This is a genomic window from Polaromonas glacialis, from assembly GCF_000709345.1.
In the GTDB taxonomy this organism is placed as follows: Bacteria; Pseudomonadota; Gammaproteobacteria; order Burkholderiales; family Burkholderiaceae_C; genus Polaromonas; species Polaromonas glacialis.
Genome location: NZ_KL448323.1, coordinates 3,102,377 through 3,118,595 on the forward strand (window position 1 = coordinate 3,102,377; position 16,219 = coordinate 3,118,595).

Annotated in this window: 14 protein-coding genes; 6 read left to right on the plus strand and 8 right to left on the minus strand. The window is 65.0% G+C overall.

Going from position 1 to position 16,219, the window contains the following annotated elements:
* The first annotated feature begins 117 nt into the window (after window positions 1–117).
* Complete coding sequence (locus EC86_RS0115235; protein ID WP_029526585.1) at window positions 118–1,860, plus strand: GMC family oxidoreductase; 1,743 nt, start codon at window positions 118–120, stop codon at window positions 1,858–1,860.
* A 152-nt stretch (window positions 1,861–2,012) separates the two neighbouring features.
* Here the strand turns inward: EC86_RS0115235 and EC86_RS0115240 are convergent, their stop codons facing one another.
* Window positions 2,013–2,414 (minus strand): hypothetical protein, encoded by a 402-nt coding sequence (locus tag EC86_RS0115240; protein ID WP_156955327.1) that lies wholly within the window; start codon window positions 2,412–2,414, stop codon window positions 2,013–2,015.
* 34 nt (window positions 2,415–2,448) lie between these two features.
* Window positions 2,449–3,798, minus strand: coding sequence for an ammonium transporter (locus EC86_RS0115245; protein WP_029526587.1), 1,350 nt, complete (start codon window positions 3,796–3,798; stop codon window positions 2,449–2,451).
* A 525-nt stretch (window positions 3,799–4,323) separates the two neighbouring features.
* Here EC86_RS0115245 and EC86_RS0115250 point away from each other — a divergent pair.
* On the plus strand, window positions 4,324–5,082 hold the full coding sequence (locus tag EC86_RS0115250; RefSeq protein ID WP_029526588.1) for a sulfite exporter TauE/SafE family protein: 759 nt from the start codon (window positions 4,324–4,326) through the stop codon (window positions 5,080–5,082).
* A 34-nt stretch (window positions 5,083–5,116) separates the two neighbouring features.
* On the opposite strand, the gene mrdA is transcribed toward EC86_RS0115250, so the two are convergent.
* From mrdA to EC86_RS0115270, 4 genes are all read right to left on the minus strand, one after another.
* Entirely contained in the window at window positions 5,117–7,249 is a 2,133-nt protein-coding gene (mrdA, locus tag EC86_RS0115255; protein WP_051675951.1) for a penicillin-binding protein 2, read from the minus strand.
* Between the two features lie 203 nt (window positions 7,250–7,452).
* Window positions 7,453–7,971, minus strand: coding sequence for a rod shape-determining protein MreD (gene mreD / locus EC86_RS0115260; protein ID WP_029526590.1), 519 nt, complete (start codon window positions 7,969–7,971; stop codon window positions 7,453–7,455).
* The gene (gene mreC, locus EC86_RS0115265; RefSeq protein ID WP_029526591.1) at window positions 7,968–8,888 is read right to left on the minus strand and encodes a rod shape-determining protein MreC; all 921 of its coding nucleotides are present in this window, start codon (window positions 8,886–8,888) and stop codon (window positions 7,968–7,970) included. Before mreC ends, mreD begins: the two co-directional genes overlap by 4 nt.
* Window positions 8,889–8,969: 81 nt before the next feature.
* A complete protein-coding gene (locus EC86_RS0115270) occupies window positions 8,970–10,013 on the minus strand; it encodes a rod shape-determining protein (protein WP_029526592.1) in 1,044 nt (347 codons plus the stop codon).
* Between the two features lie 299 nt (window positions 10,014–10,312).
* Here EC86_RS0115270 and gatC point away from each other — a divergent pair, with 299 nt between their 5' ends.
* From gatC to gatB, 3 genes are read left to right on the plus strand one after another with little or no spacing between them, the layout of a single operon-like run.
* Complete coding sequence (gatC, locus tag EC86_RS0115275; RefSeq protein ID WP_029526594.1) at window positions 10,313–10,612, plus strand: Asp-tRNA(Asn)/Glu-tRNA(Gln) amidotransferase subunit GatC; 300 nt, start codon at window positions 10,313–10,315, stop codon at window positions 10,610–10,612.
* Window positions 10,609–12,135 (plus strand): Asp-tRNA(Asn)/Glu-tRNA(Gln) amidotransferase subunit GatA, encoded by a 1,527-nt coding sequence (gene gatA, locus EC86_RS0115280; protein ID WP_029526595.1) that lies wholly within the window; start codon window positions 10,609–10,611, stop codon window positions 12,133–12,135. The genes gatC and gatA overlap by 4 nt, the downstream gene beginning before the upstream one ends.
* On the plus strand, window positions 12,132–13,589 hold the full coding sequence (gene gatB / locus EC86_RS0115285; protein ID WP_029526596.1) for an Asp-tRNA(Asn)/Glu-tRNA(Gln) amidotransferase subunit GatB: 1,458 nt from the start codon (window positions 12,132–12,134) through the stop codon (window positions 13,587–13,589). Before gatA ends, gatB begins: the two co-directional genes overlap by 4 nt.
* A gap of 90 nt (window positions 13,590–13,679) precedes the next feature.
* Here gatB and EC86_RS0115290 read toward each other — a convergent pair whose 3' ends face one another.
* Together EC86_RS0115290 and pyrE are read right to left on the minus strand one after the other, a co-directional pair.
* Window positions 13,680–14,351 (minus strand): DUF4124 domain-containing protein, encoded by a 672-nt coding sequence (locus tag EC86_RS0115290; RefSeq protein ID WP_029526598.1) that lies wholly within the window; start codon window positions 14,349–14,351, stop codon window positions 13,680–13,682.
* 10 nt (window positions 14,352–14,361) lie between these two features.
* Complete coding sequence (pyrE, locus tag EC86_RS0115295; protein ID WP_051675952.1) at window positions 14,362–15,117, minus strand: orotate phosphoribosyltransferase; 756 nt, start codon at window positions 15,115–15,117, stop codon at window positions 14,362–14,364.
* Between the two features lie 21 nt (window positions 15,118–15,138).
* On the opposite strand from pyrE, the gene EC86_RS26210 reads away from it, so the two are divergent.
* Window positions 15,139–16,206, plus strand: coding sequence for an exodeoxyribonuclease III (locus EC86_RS26210; RefSeq protein WP_036772245.1), 1,068 nt, complete (start codon window positions 15,139–15,141; stop codon window positions 16,204–16,206).
* The last annotated feature ends 13 nt before the right edge of the window (window positions 16,207–16,219 follow it).

The window sequence follows — 16,219 nt, forward strand, 5'->3', positions numbered from 1 at the left end:
CGCCTGCCCGCAGGCTGGGCCGGCCGTCGTCAGCCCGGCAGGTAAACGGGTAATCCCCGTCACACCGCACAGCCGGGTTTTGCCACAATCAAGGCAAGCCCACCAGAACCCTATTTCATGCACGACCAGAACCTGACTTTCGACTACATCATCATCGGCGCGGGCACGGCCGGCTGCCTGCTGGCCAACCGGCTGAGTGCCGACGCGTCCAAGCGCGTGCTGCTGATCGAGGCCGGGCGCAAGGACGACTACCACTGGATTCACATTCCGGTCGGCTACCTGTACTGCATCGGCAACCCGCGCACCGACTGGCTGTTCAACACCGAGCCCGACGCGGGCCTGAACGGCCGCTCGCTGCGCTATCCGCGCGGCAAGACGCTGGGCGGCTGCTCCAGCATCAACGGCATGATCTACATGCGCGGCCAGGCGCGCGACTACGACCGCTGGGCCGAGCTGACGGGCGACAGCGACTGGACCTGGGACAACGCCCTGCCCCACTTCAAGCTGCACGAAGACCATTACAAGGGCGCCGACGCGCTGCACGGCGCGCGCGGCACGGCGCCGGCGCTGATGCAGGACAAAACCCGGCCCTACCCCCAAATCCTGCGCCACCGCAACGCCGGCGGCGAATGGCGCGTGGAAAAGCAGCGCCTGCGCTGGGACATCCTCGATGCGTTCGCCGAGGCGGCGACCCAGGCCGGCATTGCGGCCACGCCGGACTTCAACCGGGGCAGCAACGAAGGCGTGGGCTACTTCGAGGTCAACCAGAAGAACGGCTGGCGCTGGAACACCGCCAAGGCCTTTTTGCGCCCGACCTGCCTGGGCCGGCCGAATTTCGAGCTCTGGACGAATGCGCAGGTCAGCAAGCTGGTGATCGAGCGGCAAGCTGACGGCAGCCAGCGCTGCACCGGCGTGGAGGTCTGGACCGGACAGGAAAAGGTCACGGCGCTGGCGACGCGCGACTCCGGCCCCATGGGCGAGGTGCTGCTGTGCGCCGGCAGCATTGGCTCGCCGCACATTTTGCAGCTCTCGGGCATCGGCCCGGCCGGTCTGCTGCAGCAGCACGGCATCGCGGTGGTGCAGGATTTGCCCGGCGTGGGCGCCAACCTGCAGGACCACCTGCAGATCCGCTCGGTGTACAAGATCCAGGGACACCAGGACAGCAAGCGCTGGGGCCTGTCGCTCAACACCATGGCCAATTCGCTCTGGGGCAAGGCGCGCATCGGCATGGAATACGCGCTGCGCCGCACCGGGCCGATGAGCATGGCGCCGTCGCAGCTGGGCGCCTTCACGCGCAGCTCGCCCGACCAGCCGTATCCGAACATCCAGTACCACGTCCAGCCGCTGTCGCTCGACGCCTTCGGCGAGCCGCTGCACCGCTTCAATGCCTTCACCGCCAGCGTCTGCAACCTGAACCCGACCAGCCGGGGCAGCGTTCGCCTCAAGACCGGCGCCTTTGCCGACGCGCCAGCCATTTCGCCCAATTACCTGAGCACCGCCGAAGACCGGCAGGTGGCGGCCGATTCGCTGCGCATCACGCGCAAGATCGTCAGCCAGGGCGCGCTGGCCAGATACCAGCCCGAGGAATTCAAGCCCGGCGTGCAGTTCCAGACCGACGAGGACCTGGCGCGGCTGGCCGGCGACATTGCCACGACGATTTTCCACCCGGTCGGCACCACCAAAATGGGCCGCGCCGACGACCCGATGGCGGTGGTCGATTCGCACCTGCGGGTGCGCGGCATTCGCGGCCTGCGCGTGGTCGATGCCGGCGTGATGCCGCTGATCACCAGCGGCAACACCAACTCGCCGACCCTGATGATTGCCGAGAAGGCGGCGCAGTGGATACAGGCCGGCGTCTAGAGCGGCCTGCGCACGCTGGTTTTAACCAGCCAGCACCATTTCAGCATCAAATACGCCTATTGCGCACGCACTGCATGCGCAAGCAGCTATAAAATCAATAGCAAAAAGTCGGATATCCTGAGCGCCGTGATGGCCGCCCAGGTGATGCCGCGCTAGCGCAGCCCCTTGATATAGCGCGGCGCGTTCGGCCGCTGCGCGCCATCCGCGCCCGGCTGGCTGTCGCCAAACACGCTGTTGCCGCTCGGGGCAACCGCCAGCGCCGGCCGGGCGCCCTGCGCGCGGGCATGGTGCTCCTTGGCGGCATCGGCGAGCCTCTGGGCCAGCGGCCGGTAGACCGGCGCGTCGGGAAAGGCCATGGCCGCCTCCAGTCTGTCGGCCAGCTGGCCGAGGTCGTCATGGCCGCCTTCGGCCGCTTTGTGATGCGCCAGGCGGATGATTTCAGCCGCATAGGCCGGGTTGCTGGCCAGCCATTCGGTGTCGGTCACGCGGCCGGTCTTGCGGCGCATCAGCACATGCAGGTGGGCGGCAATCGCCAGTTTTTCATTCGAGGACATCGTCAATGCTCCTTGTTGAAGGTCAGCCAGTCGGTCAGGTTCCCAGGCGCTCGGCATGCTGGTCAATGTCCAGGCCATCGCTTTCGGCCGTCTCGTCCACGCGCAGGCGCACGCACAGCGACGTGATCCACAGCAGCAGGGCCGTCATCACCAGGCTGTAGGCCATGACGCAGGCAACGCCGACAAACTGAATCCATACGCTGCCTTCAACCCCCGAAATGGTACGGCTGGCAAACACGCCGGTGAGCAGGGAACCGACGATGCCGCCGACACCGTGTACGCCAAACACATCGAGCGAATCGTCGGCCTTGAGCAGGCGCTTCAGGCCGGTCGCGCCCCAGTAGCAGGCGACGCCGGCGACCAGGCCAAAGACCACGGCCGAACCCGGCGACACATAGCCGGCCGCCGGCGTGATGGCCACCAGCCCGGCCACCAGCCCTGAGCACAGGCCCAGCAGCGAGGGACGGCCGCGCGCCAGCCATTCGGCCGCCATCCACGACAGCGCGCCGGCGGAAGCGGCAATGTGCGTGACCGCCATGGCCAGCCCGGCGCGCCCGTCGGCCGCCACGGCGGAACCGGCATTGAAGCCGAACCAGCCGACCCACAGCAAGCCCGCGCCGGCCATGGTCAGGCCCAGGTTGAAGGGCGAGAACGGTTCGACGCCATAGCCCCTGCGCGGTCCGAGCGCATAGGCGCAGACCAGCCCGGCCACGCCGGCGTTGACGTGTACCACCGACCCGCCGGCAAAATCCAGCGCGCCCAGGCGGGCCAGCCAGCCGTTGGGTTCCCAGACCCAGTGGGCAATCGGCGCATAAACCGCGACCGTCCACAGCGACATGAAGATCAGCGTGGCCGAAAAGCGCATGCGCTCGACAAAGGCGCCGACCACCAGCGCCGCCGTGATGATGGCAAAGCTGAGCTGGAACATGGCGTAGACCGATTCGGGAATATTCGGCGCGATATGGCTGACCGCGACCTTTTGCGTGTCCTTGACGTAGTCCAGCCCTGAAAACCAGAGCCGTTCGGTGCCGCCAAGCACATGGCCCAGCGCACCGTTGCCGGGGGTGAAGGCAATCGAATACCCCACGGCGAACCACAGCAGGCTGACAATGGCGCAGGTGGCCACCACGCAGGCCATGACGTTGAGCACGCTCTTGCGCCGCACCATGCCGCCATAAAACAGCGCAATGCCCGGCAGCGTCATGAGCAGCACCAGCGCGGTCGCGGTCATCATCCAGCCGGTGTCGGCGCTGTTGAGGGTCTCAAGCCCGACCCGGCCCGGCTGCGTCATGGGGGCCGCAGCGGCCGGCGTGGCGCTGGCCGCTGCGGCCAGCGCCACGCCCGAAGGCGACTGGGCCCTAGCCGACTGCGTTGCCAGGCCCATGCCCAGCCAGAAAAACAAACTCAGTGCAATCCATCGCATTGCGTGCATACAGACCTGACTTTCTTGAGAGATGCTTACAAAAATTTCACGGCCGTAACAAAAAGCATGATCTGTGCCGGTTTGTCCGAACGGGTAAAAACAGTGAAAAATCAGTGAAGGCATGCCTGAAAATGCAGCGATTGGCCCTATCGCCAGCGCTTCATGGGTTTTTGCAGCGGTGCGCTTTTGAACGTTTTGCCTGCGGGAAATCCCTGATGCACTGTCTCAGTGCATCCGTTACATTGGAGAACTTGCTGTCGGGCCTTGCTGCTCGCAATGCGGGGAGTCGAGGAGACATTTAAAAATAGAAGCACGGCATTGCAAAAAATGTTTGTTTGACAAAAAGCGCTGGCAACCCCAGCGCTTTTTTTCGTCCAGCCCTTGCTTTTCAAGCATTAAAAAAGGCTTTTGCGCTTGCTGTGCATGCGTCTATTGCTATCAATAAAAGAGCTAAAACCCGACCCAGCGGGTGCGACAATCGCCGCCATGGAATTACTGCTTGTTTCGATGGCCTCGCTGCTGGCCGGTTTTGTGGACGCCATCGTCGGCGGCGGCGGCCTGATTCTGGTGCCGGCGCTGTTCGCCGTCTTTCCCACCACCCACCCCGCCACCTTGTTCGGCATCAACAAGGGCGCGTCGGTCTGGGGAACGGCGGTCGCCACGACGCAGTACGCGCGCCGGGTGCAGATGCGCTGGTCGGCGCTGCTGCCGGCGGCGGGGGCCGGGTTTGGCGGCTCGCTGGCGGGCGCCTGGCTGGTCACGGTGATCGATCCCGGCTTCCTGCGCAAGGTCCTGCCTTTCGTGCTGCTGGCCGTGCTGGCCTACACGCTGGTCAAAAAAGACCTGGGCCGCCACCACACGCCGCGTTTTACCGGCCATGCCGAAACCCTGGCGGCCTGCTGCATCGGCCTGGTACTGGGGTTTTACGACGGGTTTTTCGGTCCTGGCACGGGCAGCTTTTTTGTCTTTTTGTTCGTGCGCTGGCTGGGCTACGACTTCCTGAATGCCTCGGCGTCGGCCAAGTTGCTCAATACCGCGACCAACCTGGCGGCCCTGGGCCTGTTTGCCTGGAAGGGGCATGTCTGGTGGCACTTTGCGCTGACCATGGCCGTGGCCAATGTCGCGGGCAGCCTGCTGGGCGCGCGCCTGGCGCTCAGGCACGGGGCAGGCTTCGTGCGGCTGGTGTTCATTGGCGTGGTCGGCGCGCTGATCCTGAAAACCGGTTTTGACGCTTTCCTGAAATAGCCTTGAGCGCACCGGCGGCCGGGTTGCGCGCAGCTTAAGGCGCGCTGTCTGGTGCAGGAATGACCGCAGAATCCGGCCTGACCGGCTTCTGGATGGCCGTGGCCTTGGCAGCCTTGACCGGTTTTGCGGCCTGGACAGCTTTGCCCTTGGCGCCGGCCGGCTCGGCTTTTTGAACGGCGGCGGCTTTTTGCGCTGCGGCCGACACCGTGGCGCCCGGCGTGTCGCCGACCAGCAGCGCATTCATGTCAAGCGCCAGGCGTGGCTTGCCAATCGGTGCCGCAGCCCGGCCCGTCTGCACCGCCAGCATGTCTTCCTCGCTCGGGTACTGGCCCAGCAGCACATAGTCAAACACCCTGCGGGCAATCGGCGCGGCCACGCCGCCGCCCCAGCCGGCATTTTCAACAATCACCGCCAGGGCGATCTTCGGGTTGTCAGCCGGGGCGAATGCCATGTACACCGCATGGTCGCGCTGATGCTCTTCCAGCCGGGACTTGTTGTACCTGTCGTTCTTGCCAATGCTCACGGCCTGGGCCGTGCCGGTCTTGCCGCCGGACAGGTATTGCGCGCCGGCAAACACCTTGGTGGACGTTCCGCCCTGCGTCACGCCGACCAGGGCCTTGCGGATGATGGCCACGTGTTCGGGCTTGTAGCCCAGGCTGACCGGCGGGTCGGCCGGCAGCGGATGCAGCGCACGCGTCACCGTGTCCTGCGTGCCCATCACCAGCCGGGGCTTGTGCTTGATGCCGTTGTTGGCCAGGGTGGCGGTGGCCTGCGCCAGCTGCAGCATGGTGAAGCTGTTGTAGCCCTGGCCGATGCCCAGCGAGATGGTTTCGCCGGCAAACCACTTCTGCTGCTCGGGCCGCTTGAAATAAGCGCGCTTCCAGGCCTGGTTGGGCAGCACGCCGCGCACCTCGCCATTGATGTCGATGCCGGTGGCCTGGCCAAAGCCCAGCGGTGCCATGAAGTCGTGGATCGCCTCGACGCCCATCTCGTTGGCCAGCGTGTAGAAATACACATTGCTCGACTCGACAATCGCGCGGTTCATGTCCATGGCGCCGCCGCGCTCGTTTTCCGGGCTGCCGAAGCGGTGGCCGCCGAACATGAAGAAGCCCGGGTCGTTGATGATGGCGCTGGGCGAACGCTTGCCGGTCTGCAGCGCGGCCATGGCCATGAAGGGCTTGTAGGTCGAGCCCGGCGGGTAGGTGCCGCGCAGCGCGCGGTTGAGCAGCGGCTTGTCGATCGACTCGTTGAGCGCCTGCCAGCTTTCCTGGTCGATGCCATCGACGAACAGGTTGGGGTCGAAGGTCGGCTTGCTGACAAACGCCAGCACCTCGCCGTTTCGGGGGTCCAGCGCCACCAGCGCGCCGCGCCGCGCGCCGAACATGTCCTCGACCAGCTTTTGCAGGCCGATGTCCAGCGACAGCATCACGGTGTTGCCCGGCGTGGCCGGATGGGTCGCCAGCTTGCGCAGCGCGCGCCCGCCGGCCGAGGTTTCCATCTGCTCGACACCGGTCTGCCCGTGCAGCTGCTGCTCGAAGCTTTGTTCGACGCCCAGCTTGCCGATGTAGTCGGTGCCCCGGTAATTGCCTTCTTCCTCGCGCTCCTCGATGGCGTCCTTTTCGGCCTGGTTGATGCGGCCGATGTAGCCGACGACATGGCTGCCCAGTTCGCCATACGGATAGCTGCGGAACAGCCGGGCCTTGATGTCCACGCCCGGAAAGCTGAAGCGCCGGGCGGCGAAGCGCGCCACTTCCTCGTCGCTCAGGCGGGTGCGCAGCGGAATCGACTCGAAGTTCTTCGATTCCTCGCGCAGGCGCTTGAAGCGGCGCTTGTCGCGCGGCTGGATATCGACCAGCTTTTCCAGCGCGGCGATGGTCTCGTCCAGGTCCGCGACCTTGGACGGGGTGATTTCCAGCGTATAGGCCGAATAGTTGGACGCCAGCACGATGCCGTTGCGGTCCAGAATGAGGCCCCGGTTCGGCACGATGGGGACAATCGCCGTGCGGTTGCTTTCGGCCTGCGCGCGCAGGTCTTCGTGGCGATGGACCTGCAGGTAGGCCAGCCGTGCCACCACCAGCGAAAAGCACAGAAAAACCACCAGCCCGGCCACCAGCACCCGGACGCGAAAACGCGACAGCTCGGCTTCAACGTTTCGGAGTTCAGTCATGGGTTTGGGATTCAGCGCGAGTCAAAAAGTGCCGGGGAGGAATGCATTTGATCAGTTAGGGGCAGCGCAGCACACGAAGCAACAAGCGTGGAAGCAACTGACTCCCCTACCAGCCAGGGCCGCGGAACCGGCTTCGCCGGGCCGCAGGCGCAGCCGCCCCCTCGGGGGGCAGCGCAGTACGCGAAGCGACAAGCGTGGGGGCATCACAGAGGTCGATTTTCATCGCGGTCTGGCGTTCGCAGCTGCGGCACCAGCAGCAGCACGCTCGCCACCGGCCACAGCAGCGCCTCGGCCAGCGGCGCGACCCCCACGATCCAGCCCGGAAAAATGCCGCCGCCGAGCAGCCGCAACACCAGCTCGACGGCATGCGCCGCCGCAAACAGCGGCAGCACCTGCAGGGCCTGCAGCGGCACCTTGAACCACAGCAGCCGGCGCTGGATCATGGACGCGAAGAAGCTCAGCGCGACATAGGAAAACGCATGCTGCCCCAGCAGCGAAGTCTGGTGAACATCCATCGCCAGACCGAACATGAAGGCGATGCCGATGCCCACCCGGAGCGGCTGATGCACGCTCCAGAACACCAGCACCAGCGCCAGGAAATCAGGCATCCACGGCACCCGGCCCAGCGGCAGCATGTTGAGCAGCAAGGCGGCCACCAGGCTGCTCCAGATGAACACCGGATTGGCGGGCAGCAGCAGCTGCTGGCCCGAGCGCATGATCATTTGGCATACCCCCTTCGGGCAGGCACGGCCGGCAGGATGCTCGAAGGCGGCAGCGCCAGGTCCGCCGTGACCGGCTGGACGACGATGACATGGCGCGCGCCGGTGGTGAGCGCCTGCGGCACGCAGTAGATCTTGGAAAACGCCGATTCGGCCCGGTGCTCGATGCGGCTGACCCGCGCCACCGGCAGGCCGGCCGGGTACACGCCATCGACGCCGCTGGTGGTCAGCAGGTCGCCTTCCTGCACATCGGCATTGCTGCCCATGAAGCGCAGTTCCATGCCGCTGCCGCCCACCGTCGGGTCACCGTAGGCCACGCTGCGCGCGCCGGTGCGCACATTGAGCACCGGAATCGCCAGGTCGCGGTCCACCACCAGCGTCACCTCGCTGACCAGCGGATGCACGCGCGTCACCTGCCCCAGCACGCCGGATTCGTCAAGCACCGGCGAGCCCAGGGCGACGTGCTGGGCCTGCCCCTTGTCGATGATGACCTTGCGGGTGTAGGGATCGGGCGCGTCGTACACCACCTCGGCGGCGATGACCGGCATCGCGAGTTGCTCCTTGAGATCGAGCAGCTTGCGCAGGCGGTTGTTTTCCTGCATCAACAGCTCGACCTGGCCGGCGCGCAGTGACTGCAGCGCCAGTTTTTCCCGCGCCTGGGCACTTTCGGACTGCGCCTGGCCCAGGTCGGTGAAATAGCTGCTGCTGCTGCGCACCGCATGGACCGGCTGCAGGGCCAGCCACTGCACCGGGTATAGGGCGGTGGCAATGGCGGCGCGGATGGGCTGGGTGACGTTGAAGCGCGCGTCGGCCACCATCAGGAACAGTGACAGCGCGCCAAAGAAAATCAGCTTGGAAAATACCGACGGCCCCTGGTTGAAAAAGGGCGGCAGGGATCGGTCGAGGGTTCCTAAAGCCATGGTGCGGGGTCAAGCCGGTCTGGTGCCCTGGTGCAAGCGCACTGCATGGGACGGGCTTGAGGATGGCGTGGTGGAAAAAGCCTATTCCGTGGTGAAGATCGAACCCATGCGGTCCATGCGCTCCAGCGCGATGCCGCAGCCGCGCACCACGCAGGTCAGCGGGTCCTCGGCGACCAGCACCGGCAGGCCGGTTTCCTCGGCCAGCAGGCGGTCCAGGTCGCGCAGCAGCGCGCCGCCGCCGGTCAGCATCATGCCCCGGTCGGAAATGTCGGCGCCGAGTTCGGGCGGCGTCTGCTCCAGCGCGTTCTTGACGGCCGAGACGATCTGGTTGAGCGGGTCGGTCAGCGCTTCGAGGATTTCATTGCTGGAGATGGTGAAGCTGCGCGGCACGCCTTCGGACAGGTTGCGGCCCTTGACTTCCATTTCCTTGACCTCGGAGCCCGGAAAGGCAGACCCGATGGTTTTCTTGATGTTTTCAGCGGTGGGCTCGCCAATCAGCATGCCGTAGTTGCGGCGGATGTAGTTGATGATGGCCTCGTCGAATCGGTCTCCGCCGACGCGCACGCTGCCTTTATAGACCATGCCGCCGAGCGAGATCACGCCGACTTCGGTGGTGCCGCCGCCGATATCGACCACCATCGAGCCGCTGGCCTCCGACACCGGCAAGCCGGCGCCCAATGCGGCAGCCATGGGCTCCTCGATCAGGTAGACGGCGGCGGCGCCGGCAGCTTCGGCCGCATCCTTGATGGCGCGGCGCTCGACCTGGGTCGAGCCGCAGGGCACGCAGATGATGATGCGCGGGCTCGGCGTGAGCAGGCGGCGCGGATGCACCATCTTGATGAACTGCTTGATCATCTGCTCGGTGATGACGAAGTCGGCGATCACGCCGTCCTTCATCGGGCGGATGGCCTCGATGTTGCCGGGCACCTTGCCCAGCATGGCCTTGGCTTCGCGGCCGACGGCCTGGATCACCTTTTTTCCGTGGGGACCGCCTTCGTGGCGGATCGCGACCACCGACGGCTCATCCAGCACAATACCCTTGTCGCGCGCAAAGATCAGGGTGTTGGCGGTGCCCAGATCAATCGCCAGGTCGGTGGAAAAGTACCGACGGAATGCTTCAAACATGTTCAGGAATCCGGTTGGGGCATGGGCAAACTTCGTTGCCGCATCGCCTTTTATTATTAATCAGCAGTGGAAAGGGAGGACGTAGGAGACCAGGTTGCGCAACCTGTTTGAAGCGTCTAAAAAGCGCCTAAAGGGTGGATCAGGCCTTGAATTCACGCCAAAGGCGGGATAATAACGCATCCACCCGATTCAGCGTGGCACAATGCCCGTTTTTTTGGCGTTACAGCTGGTTTCAATTGCTGTTTCCGCGCCTTGTTCAAGGCGCTTTTTCCCTCCTCTGCATCACTTCACAAGCGCTTATGGCATTAACATTTAAAGACATAGAACGCGTGGCCAATCTGGCGCGGCTGGAACTCCGGCCCGACGAAACCGAGCGCACGCTGAGCCAGCTCAACGAATTTTTTGCACTGGTCGCGCAGATGGAGGCGGTCAATACCGACGGCGTGGAGCCGCTCGCGCATCCGGCGGCGGTGCTGGGCGAGGTCGCCCTGCGCCTGCGCGACGACATCGCCAGCGAACCCAACCAGCGCGAGGCCAGCCAGGCCAGCGCCCCGGCCGTCGAGCGCGGCCTGTTTCTTGTGCCGAAAGTGATCGAATGAGCAGCTCCACTCCCATGAACCTTGACCTGCATGACCTTGGCGTTGCAACGCTCGCCGCCCAACTGGCCGCAGGCAGCATCTCCAGCGTCGAAGTCACGCAGCATTTCCTGAACCGCATCGGGCAGCACGCCGGCCTGGGCGCTTTCCTCTCGGTCAACCCGGAAGTCTCGCTGGCACAGGCCAGAGCCGCCGATGCGCGGCTGGCCGCCGGCGAACGCACGCCGCTGCTGGGCGTGCCGCTGGCGCACAAGGACGTGTTTGTCACCCGCGACTTCCCGACCACCGCCGGCTCCAAAATGCTGGAGCACTACCGCAGTCCGTTCGATGCGACCGTCGTCAGCCGGCTGGGCGTTGGCCCCGGCGGCGCCGGCATGGTCACGCTGGGCAAGCTCAATTGCGACGAATTCGCCATGGGTTCGGGCAACGAGAACAGCGCCTACCAAAAAGTGCAAAACCCGTGGGACACCAGCCGCGTGCCGGGCGGCTCCTCGGGCGGATCGGCGGCGGCTGTGGCGGCGCGCCTCGTGCCCGCCGCCACCGGCACCGACACCGGCGGCTCGATCCGCCAGCCGGCATCGCTGACCGGCATCACCGGCATCAAGCCGACCTACGGCCGCTGCTCGCGCTACGGCATGGTGGCGTTTGCCTCCAGCCTGGACCAGGCCGGCCCGATGGCACGCAGCGCGCTCGACTGCGCGCTGCTGCTGTCCGCCATGGCCGGGCCGGACCCGGACCGCGACTCGACCTCGCTGGACCTGCCGGCGGTCGATTACGCTACGAATTTAATAGCTACTCCCGCAGATGGGACAAGCGAAAAGCCCCTAAAAGGCTTGCGAATCGGCCTGCCCACACAGTTTTTCGGCGCCGGCTGCGCGCCCGACGTGCTGGCCGCCGTGCGCGCGGCGCTGGCCGAGTTTGAAAAGCTCGGCGCCACGCTGGTCGATGTCAGCCTGCCGCTGACGGAATTGTCGATACCGGTCTATTACGTGATCGCCCCGGCCGAGGCCAGCAGCAACCTGAGCCGCTTCGACGGCGTGCGCTACGGCCACCGCGCAGCGCACTACACCGACCTGACCGACATGTACAAGAAGTCGCGTTCGGAAGGCTTTGGCGACGAGGCGACGCGCCGCATCATGATCGGCACCTACGTGCTGAGCCACGGCTACTACGACGCCTACTATTTGAAGGCGCAAAAAATCCGCCGCCTGATCGCGCAGGATTTCCAGACCGCTTTTGCGCAGTGCGACGTGATTGCCGGGCCGGTGTCGCCCACGGTCGCCTGGAAAATCGGCGAAAAATCCGACGATCCGGTCGCCAGCTACCTGGCCGACATCTACACCCTGTCGTCCAGCCTGGCCGGTTTGCCCGGCATGAGCATTCCGGCCGGCTTTGGCGCGGGCGGCATGCCGGTCGGCCTGCAGCTGATCGGCAACTATTTCAAGGAAGCGCAGCTGCTGGGCGCGGCGCACCAGTTTCAGCTGGCGACCGACTGGCACCAGAAAGCCCCAGGAGCCGCAGCATGAGCAAGACCACCCCATCCCTCTTGGTGCAGGGCTACGAAGTCGTCATCGGCTTTGAAACCCACACCCAGCTGACGACGCAGTCGAAAATCTTCAGCCGCGCCTCGACCGCCTTTGGCGCCGAGCCCAATACCCAGGCGTCCGCCGTGGACTTCGCATTGCCCGGCGCGCTGCCGGTGATGAACAAGGGCGCGGTCCAGCGTGCCATCGAGTTCGGCCTGGCGGTGAACGCGCACATTGCCGAAACAAGCATCTTTGCCCGCAAGAACTACTTCTACCCCGACCTGCCCAAGGGCTACCAGATCAGCCAGTTCGAGATTCCCGTGGTGCAGGGCGGCGTGGTCGAGTTTTTCCTGGATGGCGAGAAAAAATCCGTGCGGCTGGTGCGCGCCCACCTGGAAGAAGACGCCGGCAAGTCGCTGCATGAAGACTTCATCGGCATGAGCGGCATCGACCTGAACCGCGCCGGCACGCCGCTGCTCGAAATCGTCACCGAACCCGACATGCGCTCAACGCTTGAGGCCGTGGCCTATGCCAGGGAGCTGCACAAGATCGTCACCTGGATCGGCATCTGCGACGGCAACATGCAGGAAGGCAGTTTTCGCTGCGACGCCAACGTGTCGGTCAGGAAGCCCGGCGCCGAGCTCGGCACGCGCCGCGAGATCAAGAACCTGAACAGCTTCAAGTTCATGCAGCAGGCGATGGACTACGAGGTGCGCTGGCAGATCGAGCAGATCGAGGACGGCCATGAAATCCAGCAGGCGACCGTGCTGTTCGATCCGGACACGGGCGAGACGCGCAGCATGCGCAGCAAGGAAGACGCGGCCGACTACCGCTATTTCCCCGACCCGGACTTGCCGCCGCTGGTGATTGGCCGCGACTGGGTGGAAAAGACCCGCTCGGAAATGTCGGAACTGCCGCGCGTGATGGCGGCACGCTTCATCGCCGACTACGGACTGAGCGAGTACGATGCCGGCCAGTTGACGCAGAGCAACGCGACGGCGGCCTATTTCGAAGCGGTGGCGAGCGCCAGCGGGCAAGCCAAGCTGGCCAGCAACTGGGTGATGGGCGAGCTGTCGCGCCGCCTGAACACGGAAGAAAAATCGATTGAGGCTTCGGCCGTCAGCACGGCGCAACTGGCGGCGCTGATTGGCCGCATCGCCGACGGAACAATCTCCAACAATGCGGCCCGGCAGGTGTTTGACGCCTTGTGGACGGGCGAAGGCCAGGACGTGGACGCGCTGATCGACGCCAAGGGCCTCAAGCAAATGAGCGACACCGGCGAACTCGAAACCATCATCGACGGCGTGCTCGCGGCGAATGCCAGGAACGTCGAGGAAGTGCGCGCCGGCAATAGCAAAGCCTTCAACGCCCTGGTCGGCCAGGCCATGAAGGCGACCAAGGGCAAGGCCAACCCGGCGCAGGTGAATGAATTGCTGAAGAAAAAGCTGGCTTGACGCCCGGCTTTCCAGCCATCAAAATGCTATTGAAACTGTAGCTGCAAATGCATGCCAGTATTGCGTAAACAGGCAATCCGGCTTAAAAATTCAGTTCCTGACGGTCCGGGAACCGCTGGCGCCGCTACCGGCGGGCGGATTCGCCAGCGCCCACAGCAGCCTGAGCTTGGCGAGCTCTTCGTCAAAGCGCTGGTTGACGCGCTTTTTTTCCTGTTCCTGGTCGGCAATGAAGCGTTGCTGGATGGCGACGTCCCCCGCGTTTTCTTCCAGCCTGCGCTTGAGCGATCCGGGCGCTTTGGACGGGTCCTTGACGTAGAACTCCAGTTCACCGCCCAGGGACTTGCGCTGGTCAGCCAGTTCGCCGCGCCGCTTGTTTGATGCCTTGATGATTTCATCGATCTGCAGCAGCGCGGCCGCGCGTTCGCGGTCATGCACTTCAGGCGTGGGATAGCGCAGCAGCAGCGCCTTGTCGCGGCGCCGCTCCTCGGCTTCGCGGGCGCGCAGCTCGGCCGCCCGCCTGTCCTTTTCATCCTGCGCGGACTGTTCATGCGCGGTCAGCGAGGGGCCGATCTGGCGCTTGACCATGCCGGACGGCGACAGCGCGCGCTGGGCGCGGTCGGTGCATTCGGCAATCGGCCGGTCGGCGGTGAGGGTGCGGCCCCTCGCATCCACGCAGGAGTAGATGTCCTGCGCCGCCGCAACGCCACCCAGCAAAAAAGCCAGCCCTGCCAGAGCGGGCGTGAGCAGTGAGGACAGGCGCAATTTGGTTTCTTCAGTTGACGCCGTAGCGTTCACGGTAGGCCAGAACAGACTGGTAATGGTCTTTCAGCTGCGCCGCATCGGCGCTTTCGCCGCCAGTTGCCGGGTCGCTGTGCAAAGCCAGATACTGCAGCAAGTCGCTCAGCCGCGCAATGGCGCAAACCTGCAATCCGAGTTGCCGCGTGACATATTGCACCGCGCTGTGCTCGACGTCCACGCCGTTTTCAGTGGCTTTTTCCTGGCGGTCCAGCGCAATCGCCACCGCGTGCGGCGTGGCGCCGGCCGCCTGGATCAGCGCGATCGACTCGCGCACGGCGGTTCCGGCGGACATCACGTCATCGACGATCAGCACCCGCCCCGCAAGCTTTGCCCCGACCAGCGTGCCGCCCTCGCCGTGGTCCTTGGCCTCCTTGCGGTTGTAGGCGAACGGCAGGTTGCGGCCGAGCCGCGCCAGTTCGATGGCGACGGCTGCGGCCAGCGGAATGCCCTTGTAAGCCGGGCCAAAGATCATGTCGAACGCCAGTCCGCTGCGCTGCTCTTCGGCCAGCAGCGCGCGCGCATAAAATTGCGCCAGCCGGCCGAGCTTGGCGCCGTCGTCAAACAGGCCGGCGTTGAAAAAGTAGGGGCTCATGCGGCCGGCCTTGGTCTTGAACTGGCCGAAGCGCAGCACCCCCGATTCGACGGCAAACTGCACGAATTCCTGGGCCAAGCTGCTGTTCGCCGGCGTTTCCACGTCCTGATGGCCTGCCCGCCCTGTTGTCGTATTCATTGAAAATCCCATGTTCACGCTATGTTTAGATTAACCAGCCTCAACCTCAACGGCATTCGTTCCGCCGCCACCAAGGGCCTTCAGCAATGGATGGCCGAGTCACTGCCCGATTGTATTTGCGTGCAGGAGCTCAAGGCGCAGGCGGCCGACCTGAGCGGGCGATTTGAAGAAATTGCCGGACACAAGGGCTATTTTCAGTTTGCCGAGAAAAAAGGCTATTCGGGCGTCGGCATCTACACCCGCCACGAACCGAGCGACGTGATCGTCGGCTACGGCTCGACCGAGTTCGATGCCGAAGGCCGATATGTCGAGCTGCGCTTTGACCGGCCCGGCCGCGCGCACAGCCCGAAACTGTCCATCATCAGCTGCTATTTTCCCAGCGGCTCGTCGGGCGAGGAACGCCAGGCGGCCAAGTTCCGCTTCCTGGCCGAACTGTATCCGCACCTGGCGGCCTTGAGGCAGTGCGGCGGCACCCCGCGCGAATTCGTGCTGTGCGGCGACATCAACATCGCGCACCAGGAAATAGACTTGAAGAACTTCAAGGGCAACCGCAAGAACAGCGGCTTTCTGCCCGAAGAGCGCGCCTGGATGAGCGGTCTATTGACCCCCACGCTCCCCACTGCGTGTGGTTCGCTGCCCTTGCAGGGCGCCACGCCGCCGGAGGCGGCGCATCTGCAGGCTGTCCAAGCCCGCGCAGGCGGGCTCGGAGCCGCAGCCTTCAGCCCCGAAGGGGCCGCTGCGCCTGCGACCCGGCAAAGCCGGTTCCGCGGCCCCGGCTTGCAAGAGACTTCTATGACCGTCGCCGTTGCACCTGCAACTGCAACTGCAACTGCAACTGCCCTGGACAGTCCGGCAAAGGGTGGTGGCCTGGTCGATGTCTACCGCCAACTGCACCCGGCCACCACCGGCGACGCCTACACCTGGTGGAGCAACCGGGGCCAGGCCTATGCGAAGAACGTCGGCTGGCGGCTGGACTACCACCTGGCCACGCCCGGATTTGGCGCCACCGCCCGGTCGGCGGCGATTCACAAGGCGCAGCGCTTCAGCGACCATGCGCCGCTGACGATTGACTACGACTGGACGCTTTGAACGCAGGCCTGGC